Raw genomic sequence first — 25,926 nt, forward strand, 5'->3', positions numbered from 1 at the left:
AAAAGGCCGGCATTCGCTAGTTTTTGCCGCATCAGCTTTCAAGGTGTCGACAATATGCTGGATCAACTCGATCCCCCGGTCATTGTTCAGGACGATTCGGAAACACTTTCCGAGAATGTCTTCCGACGCATTCAGGCGGCCATCGTCAAGGGCGAGATCGCCCCGGGCAGCAAGATCTCCGAGCCGGAACTGGCGCGCACCTATGGCATCAGCCGCGGCCCGCTGCGTGAGGCGATCCACCGTCTGGAAGGCCAGCGCCTGCTGGTTCGCGTGCCGCACGTCGGGGCGCGGGTGGTTTCCCTGAGCCACGCCGAGCTGCTGGAGCTCTACGAAATCCGCGAATCCCTCGAAGGCATGGCCTGCCGGCTCGCGGCGGAACGCATGACCGTCGAAGAAATCGACGAACTGCGCCACGTCCTGGAAACCCACGAGCGCGATGCGGCGTTTCAGGCCGGTGTCGGTTATTACCAGCAGGAAGGTGATTTCGACTTTCACTACCGAATCATCCAGGGCAGCGGCAACCGCACCCTGACACAGATGCTCTGCGGCGAGCTGTATCAGCTGGTGCGCATGTACCGCATCCAGTTTTCCACCACGCCCAATCGTCCGCGTCAGGCCTTTGCCGAGCACCACCGGATTCTCGACGCCATCGCCGACCGTGACGGTGAACTGGCTGAGTTGTTGATGCGCCGTCACATCGGCGCTTCCAAACGCAATATCGCCCGTCATTACCAGGACGGCGCCACTAAGACAGCCACTGAACGAGGTGAGTCATGAGTTCCAACAAGAGCACTCCAGGCCAGCGTTTCCGCGATGCGGTCGCCAGCGAACATCCGCTGCAAGTGGTCGGCGCGATCAACGCCAACCACGCGCTGCTGGCCAAGCGCGCCGGTTTCAAGGCGATTTACCTGTCGGGTGGCGGGGTGGCTGCCGGCTCCCTCGGCGTGCCGGACCTGGGCATCACCAGCCTGGACGACGTGCTGACCGACGTGCGCCGCATCACTGACGTCTGCGACCTGCCGCTGCTGGTGGACGTGGACACCGGTTTCGGTTCCTCGGCGTTCAACGTCGCGCGCACCGTCAAGTCGATGATCAAGTTCGGCGCGGCGGCGATTCACATCGAAGACCAGGTCGGCGCCAAGCGCTGCGGTCACCGTCCTAACAAAGAGATCGTGTCCCAGCAGGAAATGGTCGACCGCATCAAAGCGGCGGTCGATGCGCGCACCGATGACAGCTTCGTGATCATGGCCCGCACTGATGCGCTGGCGGTGGAGGGTCTGGAATCCGCACTGGATCGCGCGGCGGCGTGCATCGAGGCCGGCGCCGACATGGTCTTCCCGGAAGCCATTACCGAACTGGAAATGTACAAGCTGTTCGCCAGCCGCGTGAAAGCGCCGATCCTGGCCAACATCACCGAATTCGGCGCGACGCCGCTGTACACCACCGAGCAACTCGCAGGTGCCGATGTATCGCTGGTGCTGTACCCGTTGTCGGCCTTCCGCGCGATGAACAAGGCCGCGGAAAACGTCTACACCGCGATCCGCCGCGACGGCACGCAACAGAACGTGATCGACACCATGCAGACCCGCATGGAGCTTTACGATCGCATCGACTACCACACCTTCGAGCAGAAGCTCGATGCGTTGTTCGCCGCCAAAAAGTAATGCAAACCCTGTAGGAGCGAAGCTTGCTCGCGAAGACGGACTGACATTCAACATTAATGTCGTCTGAGATACCGCTTTCGCGAGCAAGCTTCGCTCCCACAAGTTTCCCTAACAAATTCAAGAAAACTGGAGACAGCAATGGCCGAAGCAAAAGTACTTAGTGGCGCCGGGCTCCGTGGCCAGGTTGCCGGGCAAACCGCACTGTCCACCGTGGGCCAGTCGGGCGCGGGCCTGACCTATCGCGGCTACGACGTTCGCGATCTGGCGGCTGACGCCCAGTTCGAAGAAGTGGCCTACCTGCTGCTGTACGGCGAACTGCCGACCCAGGCGCAACTGGACGCCTACATCAACAAACTGGGCAAGCTGCGCGACCTGCCGCAAGCGCTCAAGGAAGTGCTGGAACGCATCCCCGCCGACGCCCACCCGATGGACGTGATGCGCACCGGTTGCTCGTTCCTGGGCAACATCGAGCCGGAGAACGACTTCTCCGAGCAGCACGACAAAACCGACCGCCTGCTGGCCGCGTTCCCGGCGATCATGTGCTACTGGTATCGCTTCAGCCACGACGGCAAACGCATCAGCTGCGTGAGCGACGAACAATCCATTGGTGGCCACTTCCTGCATCTGCTGCACGACAAGAAGCCGAGCGAGCTGCACGTCAAAGTGATGAACGTTTCGCTGATCCTCTACGCGGAACACGAGTTCAACGCATCGACCTTCACCGCTCGGGTGTGTGCATCGACCCTGTCTGACCTGTTCTCCTGCATCACCGCGGCCATCGGTTCCCTGCGCGGTCCGCTGCACGGCGGCGCCAACGAAGCGGCGATGGAAATGATCGAGCGCTTTTCGTCACCGGAAGAGGCGATCAAAGGCACCCTCGGCATGCTCGAGCGCAAGGACAAGATCATGGGCTTCGGTCATGCTATCTATAAGGACAACGATCCGCGTAACGAGGTGATCAAGGGCTGGTCGAAAAAGCTGGCTGACGAAGTGGGCGACACCGTGTTGTTCCCGGTGTCCGAAGCCATCGACAAGACCATGTGGGAGCAGAAGAAACTGTTCCCGAACGCTGACTTCTACCATGCGTCGACGTACCACTTCATGGGTATTCCGACCAAGTTGTTCACGCCGATTTTCGTCTGCTCGCGCCTGACCGGCTGGGCGGCGCATGTGTTCGAACAGCGTGCCAACAACCGCATCATCCGCCCGAGCGCCGAATACACCGGCGTCGAACAGCGCAAGTTCGTGCCAATCGAACAACGCTGAATGGTGTGGGCTCCCGCGCTGGTTGCTGAATGAACCGGGACCATTGTGGGAGCGGGCTTGCTCGCGAAGACGGACTGACATTCAACATTGATGTCGACTGATACACCGCATTCGCGAGCAAGCCCGCTCCCACATTTGACCGAGTTAACTTCAGGAGCTTCGCCAGGCCCCACCCTTTGAAACTACCGTGACCGAGTCCTGACGATGAACACTGAATTCCGTAAACCGCTGCCCGGCAGCCATCTGGACTACTTCGACGTCCGTGCGGCTGTCGAAGCCATTCAGCCCGGCGCCTACGACACCCTGCCGTACACCTCCCGCGTGCTGGCGGAAAACCTGGTGCGTCGCTGCGATCCGGCCACGCTCACCGATTCCCTGAAGCAATTCATCGAGCGCAAACGCGACCTCGACTTCCCGTGGTTCCCGGCCCGCGTGGTGTGCCACGACATTCTTGGCCAGACCGCGCTGGTCGACCTCGCCGGCCTGCGTGACGCCATCGCCCTGCAAGGTGGCGATCCGGCGCAAGTGAACCCGGTGGTGCCGACGCAATTGATCGTCGACCACTCGTTGGCCGTCGAACGTGGTGGTTTCGATCCGGACGCATTCGAGAAGAACCGCGCCATCGAAGACCGTCGCAACGAAGACCGTTTCCACTTCATCAACTGGACCAAAAAAGCGTTCAAGAACGTTGATGTGATTCCGCCCGGCAACGGGATCATGCACCAGATCAACCTGGAGAAAATGTCTCCGGTGATCCAGGTGCGCGATGGCGTGGCGTTCCCTGATACCTGCGTCGGCACCGACAGTCACACCCCGCACGTCGATGCGCTGGGCGTGATCGCCATCGGCGTCGGTGGCCTGGAAGCCGAAAGCGTGATGCTCGGCCGCGCCTCGTGGATGCGTCTGCCGGAAAGCGTCGGCGTCGAACTGACCGGCAAGCTGCAACCGGGCATCACCGCCACCGATATGGTGCTGGCGCTGACCGAGTTCCTGCGCCAGCAAAAAGTCGTCGGCGCATGGCTGGAGTTCTTCGGCGAAGGCGCCTCCGCGCTGACCCTCGGCGACCGCGCAACCATTTCCAACATGGCCCCGGAATACGGCGCCACCGCGGCGATGTTTTACATCGACCAGCAAACCATCGACTACCTCAAACTCACCGGACGTGAAGACGAGCAGGTGCAACTGGTCGAGCACTATGCCAAGACCACAGGCCTGTGGGCTGACAGCCTGAAGGGCGCGCAATACGAGCGCGGCTTGACCTTCAACCTGTCCTCGGTGGTGCGCAATATGGCCGGTCCGAGCAACCCGCACGCCCGCGTCGCCACGTCCGATCTGGCCGCGCAAGGCATCTCCGGAAAATGGGATGACGTACCCGGCCAGATGCCGGACGGCGCGGTGATCATCGCCGCCATCACCAGTTGCACCAACACCAGCAACCCGCGCAACGTGATCGCCGCCGGCCTGCTGGCGCGCAACGCCAACAAGCTCGGTTTGACGCGCAAGCCGTGGGTCAAATCGTCCCTGGCGCCGGGTTCGAAAACCGTGGCGTTGTACCTCGATGAAGCGGGCCTGACTGACGAGCTGGAACAACTCGGTTTCGGCGTCGTAGCCTTCGCTTGCACCACCTGCAACGGCATGTCCGGTGCGCTGGATCCGGTGATCCAGCAAGAGATCATCGACCGCGACCTGTACGCCACCGCCGTGCTCTCGGGCAACCGCAACTTCGATGGCCGGATCCACCCGTACGCCAAGAACGCGTTCCTCGCTTCGCCACCGTTGGTGGTCGCTTACGCCATCGCCGGCACCATCCGTTTCGACATCGAAAAAGATGTGCTGGGCCTGGATGCGAACGGCAAGGAAATCCGTCTGAAAGACATCTGGCCGAGCGACGAAGAAATCGACGCGGTGGTCAAGGCCTCGGTCAAACCGGAGCAGTTCCGTCAGGTCTACATCCCGATGTTCGCCATCCACGAAGACACCGGTCCGAAAGTGACGCCGCTGTACGACTGGCGCGAGATGAGCACCTACATCCGCCGTCCGCCGTACTGGGAAGGTGCGCTGGCCGGTGCGCGTCCGCTCAAGGGCATGCGCCCGCTGGCGGTGCTCCCGGACAACATCACCACCGATCACCTGTCGCCGTCGAACGCGATCATGCTCGACAGCGCCGCCGGCGAATACCTGGCGAAAATGGGCCTGCCGGAAGAGGACTTCAACTCCTACGCCACGCACCGCGGTGACCACTTGACCGCGCAACGCGCCACCTTTGCCAACCCGAAACTGTTCAACGAAATGGTTCAGGAAAACGGCAAGGTCAAGCAGGGTTCGCTGGCTCGCGTGGAACCGGAAGGCAAGGTCATGCGCATGTGGGAAGCCATCGAAACCTACATGGAACGCAAGCAGCCGCTGATCATCATTGCCGGCGCCGATTACGGTCAGGGTTCGTCCCGCGACTGGGCAGCGAAGGGCGTGCGTCTGGCGGGTGTGGAAGCGATTGCCGCTGAAGGTTTCGAGCGCATCCACCGTACCAATCTCGTGGGCATGGGCGTATTGCCGCTGGAGTTCAAACCGGGCACCGACCGTCACACCCTGGCCATCGACGGCAGTGAAACCTATGACGTGATCGGTGAGCGCACACCGCGCGCCGAGCTGACGCTGGTGATCAACCGCAAGAACGGCGAGCGCGTCGAAGTGCCGGTGACCTGCCGCCTCGACACCGCTGAAGAAGTGTCGATCTACGAAGCGGGCGGCGTGCTGCAACGCTTCGCGCAGGATTTCCTCGAAGAATCGGCGGTTGCCGTTTAACACACGAGTAGCGGGCAGGGAATCTGCCCGCTTTGAAGGAGCACCCATGGCTCACGCACCTCAGATCAAAATCCCCGCCACCTACATGCGTGGCGGCACCAGCAAAGGCGTGTTCTTCAGCCTGAAAGACCTGCCCGAAGCGGCACAGATTCCCGGCCCGGCGCGCGACGCCTTGTTGTTGCGGGTGATCGGCAGCCCCGACCCGTACGACAAGCAGATCGACGGCATGGGCGGCGCGACTTCCAGCACGAGCAAAACCGTGATCCTGTCGAAAAGCCTCAAGGCCGATCACGACGTCGATTACCTGTTCGGTCAGGTCTCCATCGACAAGCCATTCGTGGACTGGAGCGGCAACTGCGGCAACCTGTCGGCGGCGGTCGGTTCGTTCGCCATCAGCAACGGCCTGGTCGACGCCAGCCGTCTTCCGCACAACGGTGTGGCGGTGGTGCGCGTGTGGCAGGCCAACATCGGCAAGACCATCATCGCCCACGTACCGATCACCAACGGTGAAGTGCAGGAAACCGGTGATTTCGAACTCGACGGCGTGACCTTTCCAGCGGCCGAAGTGCAGCTTGAATTCATGGACCCGGCGGCGGAAGAGGAGGGCGGTGGCGGTTCGATGTTTCCTACCGGGAATCTGGTGGACGACCTCGAAGTGCCTGGCGTCGGGACGTTCAAGGCGACCATGATCAATGCCGGTATTCCGACGATTTTCGTCAACGCCGAAGACATCGGCTACACCGGCACCGAGTTGCAGGGCGCGATCAATGGCGATCCGAAAGCGTTGCTGATGTTCGAAACCATTCGGGCTTACGGCGCGCTGCGCATGGGGCTGATTTCCAGTCTGGATGAAGCCGCGAAGCGTCAGCACACGCCCAAGGTTGCCTTTGTGGCCAAGCCTGCGGATTACGTCGCGTCGAGCGGTAAAGCGATTGCGGCGGGTGATGTCGATCTGTTGGTGCGGGCGTTGTCCATGGGTAAGTTGCACCACGCGATGATGGGCACCGCGGCGGTCGCTATCGGCACTGCTGCCGCCATTTCCGGCACGCTGGTCAACCTCGCGGCGGGCGGCATCGAGCGTAATGCGGTGCGTTTCGGCCATCCGTCGGGCACCTTGCGCGTCGGCGCCGAAGCGAGCCAGGTGAACGGCGAGTGGACCGTCAACAAAGCCGTCATGAGCCGCAGTGCGCGGGTGTTGATGGAAGGGTTTGTTCGCGTGCCGGGGGATTCTTTCTAAACCCGATCCAGAGATAAACACAAAACCCTGTGGGAGCGGGCTTGCCCGCGATGAGGCCATAACATTCAAGATCTTTGTTGCTGATACACCGCCATCGCGGGCAAGCCCGCTCCCACAGTTGATTGCATTTCAATAACAAGAACGGCGTCACCCACTGAGATTGAGCCCTGAACCGAGGTCCCATCAACGAACCACTTCAAGAGTGAATCGAACATGAGCACCAACGTCGACCAGAATAACCGGCCCGACTACGACACGGTCCTGCAGGACATTGCCGATTACGTCCTCAACTTCAAGATCGAGTCCAGGGAAGCCCTGGACACCGCCCGCAACTGCCTGATCGACACCCTCGGCTGCGGCCTCCTGGCCCTGCGCTTTCCCGAATGCACCAAACACCTGGGCCCGATCGTCGAAGGCACCGTCGTCCCGTTCGGCGCCCGCGTGCCTGGCACCAGTTTCCGGCTCGACCCGGTCAAAGCCGCGTGGGACATCGGCTGCATCGTGCGCTGGCTCGACTACAACGACACCTGGCTCGCCGCCGAATGGGGCCATCCGTCCGATAACCTCGGCGGCATTCTCGCGGTGGCCGACCACTTGTCGCAAAAGCGCCTGGCCAATGGCGATGCACCGCTGACCGTTCGCGCCGTCCTTGAAGCGATGATCATGGCCCACGAGATTCAGGGCGTCATCGCGCTGGAAAACTCCTTCAACCGCGTAGGCCTCGATCACGTCATCCTGGTGAAAGTCGCCTCGACTGCCGTGACCGCCAAACTGATGGGCGCCAATCGCGAGCAGTTGCTGTCGGCGTTATCCCATGCCTTTGCTGACGGGCAAGCGTTGCGCACCTATCGGCATGCGCCGAATGCCGGCTCACGCAAATCCTGGGCGGCGGGTGATGCGACCAGTCGAGGCGTGCGTCTGGCGGATATCGCGATGCGTGGCGAGATGGGCATTCCCGGCGTGCTGACCGCCCGGCAATGGGGGTTCTACGACGTGTTGTTCAGCCACACCAACAACGACCTGGCGCTCAAGCCCGAAGACAAGCGAGCCTTCAGTTTTACCCGCTCCTATGGCAGCTACGTGATGGAAAACGTGCTGTTCAAGATCAGCTTCCCGGCCGAATTCCACGCGCAAACGGCCTGCGAAGCGGCGGTGACGTTGCATCCGCAAGTCAGGAATCGCCTGCACGAGATCGACAGAATCGTCATCACCACCCACGAATCGGCGATCCGTATCATTTCCAAGGTCGGCCCGCTGGCCAATGCGGCGGACCGCGACCACTGCATCCAGTACATGACCGCCGTACCGCTGGCCTTCGGCAATCTGGTGGCCGAACAGTACGAAGACGACTTCCATGCGGCGCATCCGATCATCGATGTGCTGCGCGAGAAAATGGTCATCGTCGAAGACCCGCAATACACCCGCGAATACCTGGAGGCCGACAAACGCTCCATTGCCAATGCGATACAGGTGTTTTTCAAGGACGGTTCAAGCACCGGGAAGGTGGTGGTCGAGTACCCGATCGGCCATCGTCGGCGCCGTGCGGACGGGATTCCGCTGCTGGAGGACAAATTCAGGGCGAACCTGCTGACACGATTCACTGGTCAGCGTAGCGAGGAGATTTTTGCGTTGTGCAAGGATCAGGCAGCGCTTGAAGCGACGCCTGTTAATCGGTTTGTGGATTTGTTTGTGATCTAGGAGACCGCGTTATCGTTCTTCGCGAGCAAGCCCGCTCTCACACTCGACCCTGTTTCTTCAGGCAGCACACGGTCAAATGTGGGAGCGGGCTTGCTCGCGAAGGCGTCCGAACAGGCGCTACAGAACTACTTGAACCGCCGCTCGACACCTTTTTCCACAAGGATTTTCGCCGAGATTTCTTCCACCGAAAAATGCGTGGAATTGATGTGCGCAATGTTCTCGCGGCGAAACAGATTCTCCACCTCACGCACTTCAAACTCGCACTGTGCGTAGCTCGAATAGCGGCTGTTGGGTTTGCGCTCGTTGCGGATCGCGGTGAGGCGGTCCGGGTCGATGGTCAGGCCGAACAGCTTGTGCTGGTGGGCGCGCAGGGCGTTCGGCAGGGTCAGGCGTTCCATGTCGTCTTCGGTCAGCGGGTAGTTGGCCGCGCGGATACCGAATTGCATCGCCATGTACAGGCACGTCGGTGTCTTACCACAACGCGACACGCCCACTAGGATGAGATCGGCCTTGTCGTAATAATGCGTACGCGCACCATCGTCGTTGTCGAGGGCGAAGTTCACCGCCTCGATGCGCTCCATGTAATTGGAGTTGCCGCCGATCGAGTGAGACTTGCCGACGGTGTAGGAAGAATGCTCGGTCAGTTCCTGTTCAAGCGGTGCCAGGAAGGTCGAGAAAATGTCGATCATGAAACCATTGGACGTTGCGAGGATCTCACGAATGTCCTGATTGACGATGGTGTCGAAGATAATCGGCCGGAAGCCGTCGGTTTCGGCGGCTTTGTTGATTTGTTGTACCATGGCCCGCGCTTTATCCACGTTGTCGATGTACGGCCGCGTGAATTTGCTGAAGGTAATGTTTTCGAACTGCGCCAGGAGGCTTTGACCCAGGGTTTCGGCTGTGATGCCGGTGCCATCGGAGATAAAGAAAGCAGATCGTTTCATTTGCACCTTGGGCCTTAAGCTAGTAACGAATCTTGGATATGATAGGCGCGATTTGCCGGCCGCCCTTGGCCCGCATTCTCACTTATTTTCCAGGTCCAGGCCATACAGCTGGCAAATGCTCCCTCGGAGCGCCGGCTTCTGAGCTTTTCCAACACAGTTAGTGGAGAGATCACCTTGGTAGAGTACGTAGTTTCCCTCGATAAGCTCGGCGTCCATGATGTAGAGCACGTAGGGGGCAAGAACGCATCCCTGGGCGAGATGATCAGTAACCTTGCAGGTGCCGGTGTATCGGTGCCCGGTGGCTTCGCCACGACAGCTCAGGCTTATCGTGATTTTCTGGAACTGAGCGGCCTGAACGATCAGATCCACGCCGCCCTCGACGCCCTGGACGTCGATGATGTCAACGCCCTGGCCAAGACCGGCGCCCAGATCCGTCAATGGATCATGGAAGCCGAATTCCCCGAGAAGCTCAACGCCGAGATCCGCACCGCGTTCGCCACGCTGTCGGCCGGCAACCCTGACATGGCCGTGGCCGTGCGCTCTTCCGCTACCGCCGAAGACCTGCCGGACGCTTCCTTCGCCGGTCAGCAGGAAACTTTCCTGAACATCCGTGGTGTCGAAAACGTCATTCGCGCCGCCAAAGAGGTGTTCGCTTCGCTGTTCAACGACCGCGCCATTTCCTACCGCGTGCACCAGGGCTTCGATCACAAGCTGGTAGCCCTGTCGGCTGGCGTGCAGCGCATGGTCCGCTCCGAAACCGGCACCGCCGGCGTGATGTTCACCCTCGATACCGAATCGGGCTTCCGTGACGTGGTGTTCATCACCGGCGCCTACGGCCTGGGTGAAACCGTCGTACAAGGCGCGGTGAACCCGGACGAATTCTACGTCCACAAACAAACCCTCGAAGCCGGCCGTCCGGCGATCCTGCGCCGTAACCTGGGCAGCAAAGCCATCAAGATGATCTACGGCGAAGTCGCCACGGCCGGCAAGTCGGTCAAGACCATCGACGTCGACAAGGCTGATCGCGCACGTTTCTGCCTCAGCGACGCCGAAGTCAGCGAGCTGGCCAAACAAGCGATGATCATCGAGAAGCACTACAAGTGCCCGATGGACATCGAATGGGCCAAAGACGGTGACGACGGCAAGCTCTACATTGTTCAGGCCCGTCCTGAAACCGTGAAGAGCCGCACCCAGGCCAACGTCATGGAGCGTTACCTGTTGAAAGAAACCGGCACCGTGCTGGTTGAAGGTCGCGCCATCGGCCAGCGCATCGGCGCCGGCAAGGTGCGCATCATCAAGGACGTGTCCGAGATGGACAAAGTCCAGCCAGGCGACGTGCTGGTCTCCGACATGACCGACCCGGACTGGGAACCGGTCATGAAGCGCGCCAGCGCCATCGTCACCAACCGTGGCGGCCGTACCTGCCACGCAGCGATCATCGCTCGCGAACTGGGCATCCCGGCCGTGGTCGGTTGCGGCAACGCCACCCAGCTGTTGAAAGACGGCCAGGGCGTCACCGTTTCCTGCGCTGAAGGCGACACCGGTTACATCTTCGAAGGCGAACTGGGCTTCGACATCAAGAAAAACTCCGTCGATGCCATGCCCGACCTGCCGTTCAAGATCATGATGAACGTCGGCAACCCGGACCGCGCGTTCGACTTCGCGCAGCTGCCGAACGCCGGTGTTGGCCTGGCCCGCCTGGAGTTCATCATCAACCGTATGATCGGTGTGCACCCGAAAGCGCTGTTGAACTACGACGGCCTGCCGCAGGACATCAAGGACAGCGTCGACAAGCGCATCGCCGGTTACGACGATCCGGTTGGCTTCTACGTCGACAAACTGGTTGAAGGCATCAGCACCCTGGCCGCTGCGTTCACTCCGAAAAAGGTCATCGTGCGTCTGTCGGACTTCAAGTCCAACGAATACGCGAACCTGATCGGCGGCAAGCTCTACGAGCCGGAAGAAGAAAACCCGATGCTGGGCTTCCGTGGCGCTTCGCGTTACATCAGTGAATCGTTCCGTGACTGCTTCGAGCTCGAATGCCGCGCGCTGAAACGCGTGCGCAACGAGATGGGCCTGACCAACGTTGAAATCATGGTGCCGTTCGTCCGTACCCTGGGCGAAGCGAGCCAGGTGATCGATCTGCTGGCCGAAAACGGCCTGGCCCGCGGCGAGAACGGTCTGCGCATCATCATGATGTGCGAACTGCCGTCCAACGCGATTCTGGCGGAAGAATTCCTCGAGTTCTTCGACGGCTTCTCCATCGGCTCCAACGACCTGACTCAGCTGACGCTGGGCCTGGACCGTGACTCCGGGATCATCGCCCACCTGTTCGACGAGCGTAATCCGGCGGTCAAGAAGCTGCTGGCGAACGCCATTGCCGCGTGCAACAAGGCCGGCAAGTACATCGGCATTTGCGGTCAGGGCCCTTCGGACCACCCAGACCTAGCCAAATGGCTGATGGAGCAGGGCATCGAAAGCGTTTCGTTGAACCCCGATTCCGTACTGGAAACCTGGTTCTTCCTGGCGGAAGGTCAAGCGGCAGTTTGATGGTGTGAGAGAAAGGGCCGATCACTGATCGGCCCTTTTAGAGATTCAAGTAGGGCGAGCGCCTCCGGATGCCGCCCTTTTTTGTGCAAGAGCATTATGCAAAGCAGCAGCAACCTATTTCCTGTCGCCCTGATCAGCGCCGAGCGGCGCGGCGATCTGAGCGAAGACGTTTATCGTTTGAAACCCGGCAACAGTCCTGATGGCACTGTGGAGTTGGCCGTGACCCGTTTGGGCATGGCGGATAAACCCGCACACGGCGGCGTGCCGGTGATTCTGTTGCACGGCAGTTTTTCCAACCGGCGCTTCTGGTTTTCTCCAAAGGGCCTGGGGCTCGGGGCTTACCTGACACGCCTGGGATTCGATGTGTGGATTCCGGAAATGCGCGGTCACGGCCTCTCCCAGCGCAACCAGAACTACCGCAAGAACCGCGTCGCCGACTACGCTCGTTACGATCTGCCGGCCATCGGCGCGTTCGTGCGGGAGCAGAGCGGCCAGGTCCCGCACTGGATCGGCCACTCGCTGGGCGGGATTACCCTGGCGGCGGCGCTGGGAGGCGAGTACATCGGCGAACCGGTGGTGGCCTCTGCCGCGTTCTTCGGCACGCAAGTCAGCCGTACCTACTGGCCGTTGAAGATTCCGCCGGTCGAGTGGAGCGGGCGCTTCATTCTCAAGCGTTTCGCCCAACTCTCCGGTTCACGCCTCAAGCGCGGCCCGGAGGACGAGCCGATTGGCCTGGCCCTGGAAAGCATGCGCTGGTACGGGTTGTTCGGGCGCTTTGGCGATGCCGACAAGGACTGGTGGGGCGGATTGGCCGAAGTCCGGTTGCCGGTACTGGCGGTGAGTGCGGCGGGCGACCATCAGGATCCCGCGTGGGCCTGTCGCAAGTTGTTTGACCAGGTTGGCTCCGAGCACAAGCAATTCATCAACCTCGGTCGCGAGCAGGGCTTTGCCGACAACTTCGGTCACGTGGAAATGCTCGTCAGCAAGGCGGCGCAGACTGAAGTCTGGCCGTTGGTGGCGCGCTGGTTGGCCGACCAGCACACGCCGTTGTCGGGAGACAAGCCGGATTTAGCCGCGGCAGTCTGAGCCTGATGCTCTATCAAGGGCATTTCGCTCTGATCGGCTTGCGGCTAAGATATGACGCATCACGCTTTTCCGGTCACTTTGCGACATCCTCGATTGTCTTCCTCTTTACAGGAGTTTCTCGATGAACCATTACATCACGCCTGACCTGTGCGACGCCTATCCAGAGCTGGTGCAGGTGCTGGAACCGATGTTCAGCAATTTCGGCGGCCGTGATTCCTTCGGTGGCGAAATCGTGACCATCAAGTGCTTCGAAGACAACTCGCGGGTCAAGGAGCAGGTCGAGCTCAAGGGGAATGGCAAGGTGCTGGTGGTCGACGGTGGCGGTTCCCTGCGTCATGCGTTGCTGGGTGACATGCTGGCCGAGAAAGCCGCGAACAACGGTTGGGAAGGGCTGGTGATCTACGGTTGCATCCGCGACGTGGATATCATCGCGCAGACCGACCTGGGTGTTCAGGCTTTGGCCAGCCACCCGAGGAAATCCGACCGGCGCGGGCTTGGCGACCTCAACGTTCCGGTAACTTTTGCTGGCGTGACGTTCCGTCCAGGCGAATACATCTATGCGGACAACAACGGCGTGATCATCTCGCCAAGCCCGCTGAAAATGCCTGAATAAGTGTTGAGCCAAGCAAAGGGGTGAGGATGTTCGAGGAAGAAAACGCGCAGTGGGGGCTGGTGCATGCCCTGGTGCTGGATGGTAAAGGCGGTGCGCGTTCGATAGCCCGGACAGAACTTGATGACTTGCAGCTGCAGGCCCATGAAAGCCTGTGGCTGCACTGGGATCGCAGTCACCCGCAAACCCAGACCTGGCTGCGTAAATCCAGCGGCTTGAATGAATTCAGCTGCGATCTGTTGCTGGAAGAAAACACCCGTCCGCGTCTCTTACAGCTTTCCGACAGCGGACTGCTGCTATTTTTACGCGGGGTCAATCTGAATCCGGGTGCCGAACCGGAAGACATGGTCTCGGTGCGGATCTTCGCTTCGGCACAGCGGGTGATTTCCCTGCGTCTGCGCCCGTTGCGCGCCACTGATGAGTTGCTGGTGCAGCTCGCCGAAGGCAAAGGACCGAAAACCGCCTCCGAACTCATCCTTTATATGGCTCAGTACCTCACCAACAAGGTGCAGGATCTGGTCAGTTGCCTCTCGGAAGTGGTCGATGAGGAAGAAGAGAAACTGGATACCGACGAACGGTATACACCCGAACATGACTCCATTTTGCAGATCCGTCGAAGGGCGGCGGCGCTGAAACGTTTCCTGGCACCGCAGCGGGATATTTTCGGTCAGCTGACGCGGATAAAATTGCCCTGGTTTGTCGAAGATGATGGTGATTACTGGAACGAATTGAACAACAGCCTGACCCGCTATCTCGAGGAGCTGGAATTGACCCGGGAGCGTGTGGGGCTGGTCCTGGAGGCTGAAGACCGGCGTTTGAGCGTGCGCATGAACCGCACGATGTACCGCTTCGGAATCATCACCGGGATCTTTTTGCCGATGAGTTTTCTGGCCGGTCTTTTGGGTATCAACGTGGGCGGCATTCCGTTCTCTGCCAGCCCTTATGGCTTCCTGATTGCCTGCCTGATGATGGTTTCGGTGGCACTGGGGCAGTGGTGGTTATTCCGACGTTTGCGCTGGGTCTGACGGTGAGCCATGTGACCCGTGCAAATCTGACCGCGTCTTTCACAGACATCACGAGAGGTGCGTATGCACGATCCGTTTGAACAGTCTTTGCGCGACATGCTGAACGCCTCGCCGTCCACCCGTGACGACGATGCATGCCTCGGCCGTGTCCTGAAAACCGCCAATCGCCAGGTCGGCGCCGGTGATCTGTTCAGCCTGCTGGGCCGCTGGTTGCCCGCGCTGATGATCGCCCTGAATAACGGATCGGCGCATGTTTCGCCGGTTTCCCGTCACCGTAAACCTACCGTTCGCACTGCTGATAAGGCTGATTGAATATGGAACTTGATCTCTGGACTCAGAGCCTCGTCACTGCAATGACTGCGTTATGGACCAAGGTTGCGAATTTCATTCCGAACCTGTTCGGCGCACTGGTCGTGCTGCTGTTGGGTTTTGTCGTTGCGAAACTTTTGGATACTTTGCTGTCCAAGTTGCTCGCCAAGCTTGGCCTCGATCGCCTGATGGGTGGCACCGGTCTGACAAAATTGCTGTCCCGGGCCGGCCTGCAAGTGCCGATTTCGACGCTGATCGGCAAGATTGTGTATTGGTTCGTCCTGCTGATTTTTCTGGTTTCGGCCGCAGAATCCCTTGGACTTGAGCGAGTTTCAGCTACGCTGGACATGCTTGCGCTGTATTTACCGAAAGTTTTCGGTGCCGCGCTGGTGCTGCTGGTGGGTGTATTACTGGCGCAACTGGCCAATGGGCTGGTGCGTGGTGCAGCGGAGGGCGTCGGGCTGGATTACGCCGCCGGGCTGGGGCGAATCGCCCAGGGCCTGGTGATTATCATCAGTATTTCGGTGGCGATCAGCCAGTTGGAGGTCAAGACTGACCTGCTCAACCATGTGATCGTGATCGTATTGATTACCGTTGGTCTGGCGGTTGCGCTGGCCATGGGTTTGGGAAGCCGGGAAATTGCCGGTCAGATTCTTGCGGGAATCTATGTGCGTGAGTTGTATCAGGTTGGGCAACAAGTGCGTGTTGGCGAGGTCGAAGGTCAGATCGAAGAGATCGGCACGGTTAAAACCACATTGCTGACCGATGAGGGTGAGCTAGTCTCTCTCTCCAATCGGATTCTCCTGGAGCAGCATGTGAGTAGCCGCTAACCCGGCAAACCCTGCTAATGTATGCCGCCGCAAAATGCCCTGAGGGGCTGCGGCGGACATTGACCTGACTGTCGGCCCGACTTGTTTTGAATAAAGCTCAAACGCTCTCCACGCGCTACGACCCCCGCGAGCTCTCTGATGAGGAGTTGGTCGCGCGCTCGCATACCGAGCTGTTTCACGTAACGCGCGCCTATGAAGAATTGATGCGGCGTTACCAACGAACATTATTTAACGTCTGTGCACGATATCTTGGGAACGATCGCGATGCAGACGATGTCTGTCAGGAAGTGATGTTGAAGGTGTTGTATGGCTTGAAGAACTTCGAGGGGAAATCGAAGTTCAAGACATGGCTATATAGCATCACGTACAACGAATGCATCACGCAGTATCGGAAAGAACGGCGAAAGCGTCGCTTGATGGATGCTTTGAGTCTTGACCCCCTCGAGGAAGCGTCTGAAGAAAAGGCGCCAAAACCCGAGGAGAAGGGCGGACTTGATCGCTGGCTGGTGTATGTGAATCCGATTGACCGTGAAATTCTGGTGCTACGATTTGTCGCAGAGCTGGAGTTTCAGGAGATCGCAGACATCATGCACATGGGTTTGAGTGCAACAAAAATGCGTTACAAACGCGCTCTAGACAAATTGCGTGAGAAATTTGCAGGCATTGCTGAAACTTAGTTCGGCGCAAATATCTCTTACGTGTAGGCAAGTTCTGATAGACTTGCCGCCGAGTTGTCCCCCGGTTTGCGGGACTGCTTCACAATCACCAGATGGGGATTTAACGGATGAAACTGAAAAACACCTTGGGCTTGGCCATTGGTTCTCTTATTGCAGCCACTTCGTTCGGCGCACTGGCACAAGGCCAAGGCGCAGTTGAAATCGAAGGCTTCATGAAGAAAGAGTACTACGACAGCCAGCGCGATTTCAAAAACGACGGCAACCTGTTCGGTGGTTCGGTTGGTTACTTCCTGACCGACGACGTTGAACTGCGTCTGGCCTACGACGAAGTTCACAACGTTCGTGGCGAAGATGGCAAGAACATCAAGGGCTCCGACACTGCCCTGGACGCTCTGTACCACTTCAACAACCCAGGCGACATGGTACGTCCGTACGTATCCGCTGGTTTCTCCGACCAGAGCATCGGCCAGACCGGTCGTGGTGGTCGTGACGGTTCCACCTTCGCCAACCTGGGCGCTGGTGCCAAGCTGTACTTCACAGACAACTTCTACGCCCGTGCTGGCGTTGAAGCTCAGTACAACATCGACCAGGGCGACACCGAGTGGGCTCCTAGCGTCGGTATCGGTGTGAACTTCGGTGGCGGCTCCAAGCCTGCTGCTGCTCCAGTTCCAGCACCGGCTGAAGTCTGCTCCGACAGCGACAACGACGGCGTTTGCGACAACGTTGACAAGTGCCCGGACACCCCAGCTAACGTAACTGTTGACGCTGATGGCTGCCCAGCAGTTGCTGAAGTTGTTCGTGTAGAGCTGGACGTTAAGTTCGATTTCGACAAATCTGTTGTTAAAACCAACAGCTACGGCGACATCAAGAACCTGGCTGACTTCATGAAGCAGTACCCATCCACCACCACTACTGTTGAAGGTCACACTGACTCCGTCGGTCCTGACGCTTACAACCAGAAACTGTCCGAGCGTCGTGCAAACGCCGTTAAGCAAGTTCTGACCAACCAGTACGGTGTTGAATCGTCCCGCGTTCAGTCTGTTGGCTACGGCGAATCCCGCCCAGTTGCTGACAACAAAACTGAAGCTGGTCGCGCTGTTAACCGTCGCGTAGAAGCGCAGGTTGAAGCTCAAGCTAAGTAATTAGCCCGCAGCTCTGAGAAAAGCCCGGCTTAGGCCGGGCTTTTCTTTGTCTGCGATTTGAGGGGAATTCAGGCTGACTGAGTGACTGCAGGCGCAGACAGGTTTTGTGCGGAACAGGCCGCTACCGCGCCAATCACCAGGATCGCAGGGCTTTTCAGCTCAAAAGCGTAGGCATCTTCCTCCATCGCCATCAGATCGCTCCGACATTCCCGTTGATGTGGCAGGGACGCGTTTTCAATCATCGCCACCGGCGTATCCGCCGCCATCCCTCCTGCCAGCAACTGTTCGCGAATTTCACTCAGCTTCGCCACGCCCATGTAGACCACCAATGTCGTTCCGCCCTGGGCCAAAGCCTGCCAATTCAGGCTACTGCCATCTTGCGTATGGGCCGTCACCAGCGTCACGCCCCGCGCCACGCCTCTGAGCGTCAACGGGATATCGCATTGCGTCGCACCGGCCAACCCGGCGGTAATGCCATTAACCAGCTCGACATCGACCCCGCGCTCGCGCAGCCACTGTGCCTCTTCACCGCCGCGACCAAAAATGCATGGATCGCCGCCCTTGAGCCGCACCACGCATTTGCCCTGACGGGCATAACGCAGCATCAATCGATGAATGAACGCCTGAGGCGTGGAACGACAGCCACCGCGTTTGCCCACGGGAATAATCCGTGCCTGGGCGCAATGCTCAAGCACCGCCTCGTTCACCAGGTCGTCGATCAACACCACATCGGCTTCGTTCAGCGCTCGAACAGCCTTGAGGGTCAGCAATTCCGGGTCGCCAGGACCTGCACCCACCAGCCAGACTTTTGCGTTCATAGTGTTTTCCTCACGAGATGACGGCGATCGGCTGCGCAGTGGCGGCCAACAAACGCTTGATTTCCGGAACGCAGGAGCCGCATTGCGTGCCGCAACCCAATTCTTGTTTCAAACCTTGCAAGTCCAGTCCTCGGCGGATGCCGGCACAGACTGCGTTTTGGCTGACGTTTTTGCAGTTGCACAGGGTTTTAGAGCCGGCGGCCGGCGCGCTGGCGTTACCTGGCGGCGCGCTCAGCGGCGCGAGCAGCCAGCGCCGCAGTTGTTGGTCCACGCGACCTTCGAGCCAGAGGTCCTGCAGCCAGTGCTGGGCGAGGGTTTCTCCGGCGAGACGAATCGCGGTAATTCGGCCGTTCTCGATCCGCACCCGTTTGCCGATGGAACGCTGAGGGTCGTCGTAGGCCAGTACCGGACCGTCGTTGAGCCTCAGGCATTGATCGATATCACGCAGTAACTGCGGATCTGGCGCGGCGGTGCTGGAAGCGCGTATGAGCAGCGCAGGGCGTTCACGGCCTGCAAGGCTGAGGCTGACGTAGGAAAACGCCTCACAGAGTGGTCGTAGCGTCTCAAAATGCTGTTGGATATCGCCCTCGACCAAGGCGAAAAGGTTCCAGGGCAGGTTTACCGGGTCGAGTCTGACCCCGGTGTGTTTGAGTTCCGGCTGTTTCGACAACGGGTCAAACGCCGGTTGGGTGATCGCGTTGACACCGCCCTTCAGGAAGCGGTCGCCCCAGTGCATGGGCAGGAAGGCCTGGCCGGGACGCACACTGTCGTCGCTGCCGACGGCAACAATGACCGCGCCGCGATGGCTTTTCAGGCTGACCAGCTCACCGGGTTGCAGGCCATGGCGGAGCAGTTCATCCGGGTGCAGGCTCAACACGGCTTCACTGACATGACCGAACAATTGCGCGGCAGTGCCGGTGCGGCTCATGCCGTGCCATTGATCGCGCAGGCGGCCGGTGATCAGGGTCAGGGGGAATTGCCCATCGCGTTGTTCCCTGGCGGCGCGATACGGTTCGGCGATGAACCGGGCGCGTCCGCTGGCGGTCGGGAAAATGCCGTCCACGTACAATCGCGCTGTCCCTTCACTGGCGTTTGCAGGGAATGGCCATTGCTGCGGACCGAGGCGATCGATCAATTCATGGCTGATGCCGGACAGGTCCAGATCACGGCCGTGGGTCAATTGCTTGTACTCATCGAAGATCTGCGCCGGGGTTTCGAACGCAAACAGACTGGCTTGCTCGGGACGCAGGTATTTTTCCAGGCGCTGTGCGAAATCCACCGTGATCGCCCAGTCGGAACGTGCTTCTCCGGGGGCGACAATTGCGCGGCGGACGTGGGAAATCCGCCGCTCGGAGTTGGTTACCGTGCCGTCCTTTTCGCCCCAACTGGCGGCAGGTAACAGCAGGTCGGCGAACGCGGCGGTTTCGGTGGTGCGAAAGGCTTCCTGCAACACCACGAACGGGCAGGCTTCCAGCGCCGCGCGCACGGCAGTCTGGTCCGGCATCGATTGCGCGGGGTTGGTGCAGGCAATCCACAGGGCTTTGATGGTTCCGTTACGAACCTGCTCGAACAGCTCGATGGCAGTAAGCCCGGTGCTTTCAGGCAACCGGTCAACGCCCCAGTAGGCCGCAACTTCCGCACGATGCTCGGCATTGGCCGCTTCGCGATGGCCCGGCAGCAGGTTCGACAGACTGCCGGTTTCGCGCCCGCCCATGGCATTCGGCTGACCGGTCAGGGAGAAAGGTCCTGCACCCGGACGGCCAATCTGCCCGGTGGCGAGGTGAAGGTTGATCAGCGCACTGTTTTTCGCACTGCCCGCGGTGGACTGGTTCAAGCCCATGCACCACAACGACAGGAAACTCGGCGAGGTGCCCACCCACTCGGCACATTGCTGCAGTTGTTCAACGCTGATCCCGCACAGCTGCGAAACCATCGGTGGCGTGTAATCGCGAACCAGGTCTTTCAGTTCGGCCAGCCCTTCGGTGTGGGCCTTGATGAAATCGCGGTCGATCCAGCCTTCCCACAGCAACAGGTACAAGATCCCATGGAACAACGCGACATCGGTGCCCGGAAGAATCGCCAGATGCAGGTCTGCCAGGTCGCAGGTGTCAGTGCGACGCGGGTCGATGACGATGACTTTCATCTGTGGCCGGCGGGATTTGGCTTCTTCGAGGCGACGAAACAGTACCGGATGGGCGTAGGCCATGTTGCTGCCGACGATCATCACACAGTCGCTCGACTCCAGGTCTTCATAGCTGCACGGCGGCGCGTCAGCACCCAGGCTGCGCTTGTATCCAACCACCGCCGATGACATGCACAACCGCGAATTGCTGTCGATGTTGTTGGTGCCGACCAGCGCTCGCGCCAGTTTGTTGAAGCTGTAGTAATCCTCGGTCAGCAACTGCCCGGAGATATAAAACGCCACGCTGTCCGGGCCGTGCTCGGCGATGGTTTCGGCGAAGACACTGGCGGCGTGATCAAGGGCGGTGTCCCAATCGGTGCGGCTGCGGGCCAGCCCCTTGCCCAGGCGCAATTCCGGATACAACGCTCGGGCCGCGAGGTCGCCAGTCAGGTGCAGGGTCGAACCCTTGCTGCACAGTTTGCCGAAGTTGGCCGGGTGAGCCGGATCGCCACTGACGCCGAGGATGCGCTCGGCGTCATGCTCGATCAGCACGCCGCAGCCGACGCCGCAGTAGCAGCAGGTGGAAGCGGTGATCTGGCGGTTCATCAGCTGGCTTCCCGCAAGGCTTCACCGAACATCAGGTGATCACGGATCTCGCCGATGTCCTGGTTCTCACGAATCTGCCGGAAATACCAACCGCCATCGGCCGTATCGCCATACAGGCAGGCGCCTACCAGCACATCGCCCTTGATCACCAGTTTTTTGTAGATCCCGCTGACGGGATCGGAGAGGGTGATGGTTTCGGTGCCTTCGCCGCCCATGAAGTCGCCGGCGGAAAACAGGTCGATGCCGGTAACTTTCAGTTTGGTCGAGGTCACCGACCCCTTGTAGCTGGCGAACCCCAGCCGGGCGAGATGGTTGGCGCAGACCCTGGCCTGTTCGAACAATGGCGCGACCAGGCCATAGGCAATGCCACGGTGGCTGGCGCATTCGCCGATGGCGTAGACCCTTGGATCGTAGGTTTGCAGGGTGTCGTTGACCAGAATCCCGCGATTGCAGGGGAGGCCTGATTTTTCTGCGAGTTCGGTGGCGGGGCGAATGCCGGCGGCCATCACCACCAGGTCGGCGGGAATGATGTCGCCATTGTTGAACTCGACCGACCCGACCCGGCCATTGCCGGCATCGTGCAGGGCCCGGGTTTGCTCGCGAAGGCGAAAGTGCAGGCCACGAGCCTCCAGCGCGGTTTGCAGCATCTGGCCGCTGACGTTGTCCAGCTGCCGCTCCAGCAACCATTCACCGTTGTGCACCACGGTGACGTGCATGCCGCGCAGCATCAGGCCGTTGGCCGCTTCCAGCCCCAGCAGGCCACCGCCGATGACCACGGCGTGCTGGTGGGTTTTGGCGGTGTTGATCATGACCTGAGTGTCGGCGATGTCGCGGTAGCCGATCACTCCGTGCAGGGTGTTGCCGGGGATCGGCAGGATAAACGGGGTCGAACCGGTGGCGATCAGCAGGCGGTCGTACTCGGCTTCGGTGCCGTCTTCGGCGATGACCCGGCGTTTGACCCGATCGATCTCCACCACTTTGCGGTTGAGCAGCAACTTGATGTTGTTGTCCAGGTACCAGTCCAGGTCGTTGAGCACGATCTCTTCGAAAGTTTGCTCGCCGGCCAGTACGGGCGACAGCAGAATGCGGTTGTAGTTGGCATGCGGTTCGGCACCGAAGACGGTGATGTCGTACAGCTCGTTGCTCAGCTTGAGCAACTCTTCCAGGGTCCGAACCCCGGCCATGCCATTGCCGATCATCACCAGTTTGAGTTTTTTCATCAGGTTCTCCGGGGCTCGACACATTTCGCGCAAACAAAAAAAGGCGTCCCGCTAGTTGCCTAGCGAGGACGCCTTTGTCCTGGTCCCGTTATGTCGGGAAGCCCATCCTTCGTCGTTGAAGGCTGGGCTTTATGTAAGTTGAGAGAGGTAATGCAGTGGTTGTGCCAAGTTGTCCGGGCCCCGGTTATATGGACGCTTGGCACTTTATCAACCGTTGCGGTTGCACCGAATCGAAGCGTGCTGCCCGCTAATGGAGCGGGCTGGCGATCGATTTGTGGTGGCTGTCAGTCCGCCTTCGCGAGCAAGCCCGCTCCCACGTTTGGAATGCGTTCCCCAATGGGAGCGGGCTTGCTCGCGAACGACGCGACGCCGTCTAACCATGAAATACCAAAACCAACAGCACCAGATTCACCAGCATCGCCCCCACCGCCAACGTCCGCCAGACCTTCACCGGCTCGCGCTCCAGCAACGGTCTGGGCCGCACGCTCAAACTGCGGCGCTCGCCCTGTTCCAGTACCAGCAACCATTCTTCCGCCGTTTCATATCGCTCATCCGGATTCGCTGCCACTGCGCGCTCCAGACTTTGCGCGATCCATTCAGGCAGGTCGGGCCGGTAGCGACTGGCGCTGACCGGTGCACCAAACCGCGGCCGCTGGAACGCTTCGATCTCGCCGTAGGGATAATGCCCGGTGAGCAGGACATACAAGGTCACGCCCACGGCATACAAATCCTGTTGCACGGACGGCGGGTCGCCGCGAAAGGCTTCCGGCGCGATATAGCTGGGTGTTCCGGGCAAGGTCGAGGCCTGGTCTTCAGACAGGCCAGGGCAGTAGGCGAGACCGAAGTCCAGCAGGCGCAGCTCGCCGTCATCCCCCAGCAGCAGGTTTTCCGGTTTGATGTCGCGATGGAGAATCTGCCGTCGATGCAGCATGCCGACGGCCCGCAGCAAACGTTCTGCCAGATCCTGCCATTGAGCCAGCGGCAGCATGGCGTTCCGCGAACTCAGTTGCTCCAGGGTAGAACCGGAATATTCACGCATCACGTAGTACAAATGCTGACGCTGTTGGGCGGCATGGACTTCAGGGAAATGCCGACCGGCCACACGCTTGAGAAACCATTCTTCCGACAACAATGCCTGCCCAGCCAGGTGATCGTCGCGCAGTGCAACGGGCAAGGTTTTCAGCAGCCAGGGTTGTTGCTGAGCGTCACGCACCCGATAAAGCAGGGACTGCTGGCTCTGCCCGAGCACCGCTTCTACCTGCCAGCCCTCAAAGGTCTGGTCCGGTTTCAGCGCTGGCGGCAGTGGCCATTGCTGCAGATGAATCAGCGCGTCGCCGATACTCGTTTCACCGAGGGCGTCGACCCGCACCAATAACGCGCTGGCATTGTCCTGGCTGCCCGCCAGATGCGCCGCACTCACGAGGGTTCGCGCGGCACTGTGCAAATCCGGTTGATCACGCAGGATCGCCGCGATGGCGGTATCGCCCAGCACAGCCCAGATGCCATCGCTGAGCAGCACGAAACTCTCATCGAGGCGCAATTCGCCATCGAGAAAATCCAGCACCAGATGCTGATCGAGGCCCAGCGCCCGTTTGAGCACATGCTGCATGCCCGGTTGATCCCAGACGTGGTCTTCGCTGATCCGTTGCAAGTGATCGGCGTGCCAGCGATAAACCCTGCAGTCACCGACATGCGCCAGGGTAAATCGCCTGCCGCGCATGACCAGGGCACTGACGGTGGTGAGCAGCGGTTGCCCACCGCCATTGGCCTGCAACCAGCGATTCTGTGCCAGCAGCAGGCGATCCAGTGCCTGGGCGACGCCCCAGGTTTCCGGCGTTGCGTAATAGTCCAGCGCCAGCGCCTGTAAGGTCGAGCGGGCGGCGAGCCCACCATCGGCGCACTGGCTGACGCCGTCGGCGATGGCGAACAGGTAACCCTTGCTCGCAGCCAGCGCCGGCGCGGGAGTGACCAGGCGCAGGGCGTCCTGATTCTCCTCGCGCGGTCCCATGGCGCTGGCTTCGGCGAAGCTCAGTTGCAGGCTCATTCAGCCCTCACACCCGCGCGGCGGTGACGGCAGCCGAGCCCCAGGTGGTTCTCCAGCGACGCTTCACGCCGTGCAGGCCGAACCAGGCGAGGACGCCGAGGCTGGCGAACAGCCACAAGGCCAGTTGATAGCTGCCGGTGCTTTGCTTGATCGCACCCATGCCCGCCGCGAGGGCGAAACCACCGATACCCCCAGCCATGCCGATCAAACCGGTCATCACGCCGATTTCACGCCGAAAACGCTGTGGGACCAATTGGAAAACCGCGCCGTTACCCGCACCCAGACCGAGCATGGTGCAGACGAAAAGTGCCAGTGCCGCGTAGGAGCTCGGCAAGTTGAAACCCACCGCCGCGATACAGATCGCCGCCACCGTGTACATCGCCAGCAAGGTGCGAATCCCGCCGAAACGGTCAGCCAATGCACCGCCCAAAGGACGCATCAGACTGCCGCCGAACACGCAGGCCGCGGTGTAGTAGCCGGCAGTCACCGGGCTCAGGCCATATTGGTCGTTGAAGTAGCCGGGCAGGGCGCTGGCCAGGCCGATGAAGCCGCCGAAGGTCACGCTGTAGAAAAACATGAACCACCAGCTGTCGCGGTCACCCAGGGCCTTGAAGTAGTCGGACACCGACTTGGCTTTCGGCCGTTCAGGGGCATTTTTGGCCAGCCAGGCGAAGACGATGATGGTCAGGATCAGCGGGATCAGGGCGAAGCCGAACACGTTACTCCAGCCAAACGCGGCAGCCAGCACCGGGGCGATCAGGGCGGCGAGCACGGTGCCCGAGTTACCGGCACCGGCGATGCCCATGGCCTTGCCTTGATGCTGCGGCGGATACCATTGCGACGCCAGCGGCAGGGCCACGGCGAAGGATGCACCGGCCATGCCGAGGAACAGGCCCAGCAGCAGCGCCTGTTCATAACTGTGGATGCCCAGGTTCCAGGCGCCGAACAGGGCGCAGATCACGATGACCTGCCCGATCAGCCCGGCGGTTTTCGGCGACAAGCGATCCGCCAGCATACCCATGATGAAGCGCAACACCGCACCGGCCAGAATCGGCGTGGCAACCACCATGCCGCGTTGTTGCGTGGTCAGGTGCAGGTCGGCGGCTATTTGCACCGCCAGCGGGCCGAGCAGGTACCAGACCATGAAACTCAGGTCGAAATAGAGGAAGGCCGCGAACAGAGTCGGGGTATGGCCGGATTTCCAGAAGCTTGAATTCATCGCGCACCTCAGCTGTGAGTCGTCTCGAGAAGGAGTCATGAGCTTGCAGGTGGGGCG

19 protein-coding genes and 1 pseudogene are annotated in these 25,926 nt (G+C 60.3%); 14 read left to right on the forward strand and 6 right to left on the reverse strand.

Annotated elements, in window-relative coordinates:
* Nucleotides 1–57 precede the first annotated feature (57 nt).
* The 6 genes from J2Y86_RS27240 (at nt 58) to prpD (ending at nt 8,667) form a co-directional block, all read left to right on the forward strand.
* A complete protein-coding gene (locus J2Y86_RS27240) occupies nt 58–777 on the forward strand; it encodes a GntR family transcriptional regulator (protein WP_253440457.1) in 720 nt (239 codons plus the stop codon).
* Nucleotides 774–1,664: a methylisocitrate lyase gene (gene prpB, locus J2Y86_RS27245; RefSeq protein ID WP_253438848.1), complete on the forward strand. Its 891-nt coding sequence runs from the start codon at nt 774–776 to the stop codon at nt 1,662–1,664. Before J2Y86_RS27240 ends, prpB begins: the two co-directional genes overlap by 4 nt.
* Nucleotides 1,665–1,802: 138 nt before the next feature.
* A complete protein-coding gene (prpC, locus tag J2Y86_RS27250) occupies nt 1,803–2,930 on the forward strand; it encodes a bifunctional 2-methylcitrate synthase/citrate synthase (protein WP_253438850.1) in 1,128 nt (375 codons plus the stop codon).
* A gap of 204 nt (nt 2,931–3,134) precedes the next feature.
* A complete protein-coding gene (acnD, locus tag J2Y86_RS27255) occupies nt 3,135–5,732 on the forward strand; it encodes a Fe/S-dependent 2-methylisocitrate dehydratase AcnD (protein ID WP_253438852.1) in 2,598 nt (865 codons plus the stop codon).
* A gap of 46 nt (nt 5,733–5,778) precedes the next feature.
* Nucleotides 5,779–6,969 (forward strand): 2-methylaconitate cis-trans isomerase PrpF, encoded by a 1,191-nt coding sequence (gene prpF, locus J2Y86_RS27260; protein WP_253438854.1) that lies wholly within the window; start codon nt 5,779–5,781, stop codon nt 6,967–6,969.
* A gap of 213 nt (nt 6,970–7,182) precedes the next feature.
* On the forward strand, nt 7,183–8,667 hold the full coding sequence (prpD, locus tag J2Y86_RS27265; protein ID WP_253438856.1) for a 2-methylcitrate dehydratase: 1,485 nt from the start codon (nt 7,183–7,185) through the stop codon (nt 8,665–8,667).
* 125 nt (nt 8,668–8,792) lie between these two features.
* Here prpD and ppsR read toward each other — a convergent pair whose 3' ends face one another.
* On the reverse strand, nt 8,793–9,611 hold the full coding sequence (gene ppsR, locus J2Y86_RS27270; RefSeq protein ID WP_008027418.1) for a posphoenolpyruvate synthetase regulatory kinase/phosphorylase PpsR: 819 nt from the start codon (nt 9,609–9,611) through the stop codon (nt 8,793–8,795).
* Between the two features lie 174 nt (nt 9,612–9,785).
* Between ppsR and ppsA the strand changes: the two genes are divergently transcribed.
* From ppsA to J2Y86_RS27310, 8 genes are all read left to right on the forward strand, one after another.
* Nucleotides 9,786–12,161, forward strand: coding sequence for a phosphoenolpyruvate synthase (gene ppsA / locus J2Y86_RS27275; protein WP_253438858.1), 2,376 nt, complete (start codon nt 9,786–9,788; stop codon nt 12,159–12,161).
* 96 nt (nt 12,162–12,257) lie between these two features.
* The gene (locus J2Y86_RS27280; RefSeq protein ID WP_253438860.1) at nt 12,258–13,247 is read left to right on the forward strand and encodes an alpha/beta fold hydrolase; all 990 of its coding nucleotides are present in this window, start codon (nt 12,258–12,260) and stop codon (nt 13,245–13,247) included.
* Nucleotides 13,248–13,368: 121 nt separating this feature from the next.
* Nucleotides 13,369–13,860 carry a ribonuclease E activity regulator RraA gene (rraA, locus tag J2Y86_RS27285; RefSeq protein ID WP_253438862.1) on the forward strand — a complete coding sequence of 164 codons (492 nt, stop codon included), beginning with the start codon at nt 13,369–13,371 and terminating at the stop codon, nt 13,858–13,860.
* Nucleotides 13,861–13,886: 26 nt separating this feature from the next.
* Complete coding sequence (locus J2Y86_RS27290) at nt 13,887–14,882, forward strand: zinc transporter ZntB (protein ID WP_253438864.1); 996 nt, start codon at nt 13,887–13,889, stop codon at nt 14,880–14,882.
* A 63-nt stretch (nt 14,883–14,945) separates the two neighbouring features.
* Nucleotides 14,946–15,194, forward strand: coding sequence for a hypothetical protein (locus J2Y86_RS27295; protein ID WP_007944521.1), 249 nt, complete (start codon nt 14,946–14,948; stop codon nt 15,192–15,194).
* A gap of 2 nt (nt 15,195–15,196) precedes the next feature.
* Nucleotides 15,197–16,021, forward strand: a complete 825-nt coding sequence (locus J2Y86_RS27300; RefSeq protein ID WP_008027407.1) for a mechanosensitive ion channel family protein — start codon at nt 15,197–15,199, stop codon at nt 16,019–16,021.
* A gap of 86 nt (nt 16,022–16,107) precedes the next feature.
* Nucleotides 16,108–16,698: an RNA polymerase sigma factor SigX gene (sigX, locus tag J2Y86_RS27305; RefSeq protein WP_011333251.1), complete on the forward strand. Its 591-nt coding sequence runs from the start codon at nt 16,108–16,110 to the stop codon at nt 16,696–16,698.
* 107 nt (nt 16,699–16,805) lie between these two features.
* Nucleotides 16,806–17,840, forward strand: coding sequence for an OmpA family protein (locus J2Y86_RS27310; protein WP_253438867.1), 1,035 nt, complete (start codon nt 16,806–16,808; stop codon nt 17,838–17,840).
* Nucleotides 17,841–17,908: 68 nt separating this feature from the next.
* Here J2Y86_RS27310 and cobA read toward each other — a convergent pair whose 3' ends face one another.
* From cobA to J2Y86_RS27335, 5 genes and pseudogenes are all read right to left on the reverse strand, one after another.
* Nucleotides 17,909–18,658 (reverse strand): uroporphyrinogen-III C-methyltransferase, encoded by a 750-nt coding sequence (gene cobA / locus J2Y86_RS27315; protein ID WP_253438870.1) that lies wholly within the window; start codon nt 18,656–18,658, stop codon nt 17,909–17,911.
* A gap of 10 nt (nt 18,659–18,668) precedes the next feature.
* Nucleotides 18,669–21,386, reverse strand: a complete 2,718-nt coding sequence (locus tag J2Y86_RS27320; protein ID WP_253438874.1) for a nitrate reductase — start codon at nt 21,384–21,386, stop codon at nt 18,669–18,671.
* A 20-nt stretch (nt 21,387–21,406) separates the two neighbouring features.
* A pseudogene (locus J2Y86_RS27325) lies at nt 21,407–22,606 on the reverse strand (NAD(P)/FAD-dependent oxidoreductase); the annotation flags it as partial.
* Nucleotides 22,607–22,979: 373 nt separating this feature from the next.
* Nucleotides 22,980–24,650: a bifunctional protein-serine/threonine kinase/phosphatase gene (locus J2Y86_RS27330; protein WP_253438877.1), complete on the reverse strand. Its 1,671-nt coding sequence runs from the start codon at nt 24,648–24,650 to the stop codon at nt 22,980–22,982.
* Nucleotides 24,651–24,657: 7 nt separating this feature from the next.
* Complete coding sequence (locus J2Y86_RS27335; protein WP_253438880.1) at nt 24,658–25,869, reverse strand: nitrate/nitrite transporter; 1,212 nt, start codon at nt 25,867–25,869, stop codon at nt 24,658–24,660.
* Between the last annotated feature and the right edge of the window lie 57 nt (nt 25,870–25,926).

The sequence above is a fragment of the Pseudomonas migulae genome, from assembly GCF_024169315.1.
GTDB lineage: Bacteria > Pseudomonadota > Gammaproteobacteria > Pseudomonadales > Pseudomonadaceae > Aquipseudomonas > Aquipseudomonas migulae_B.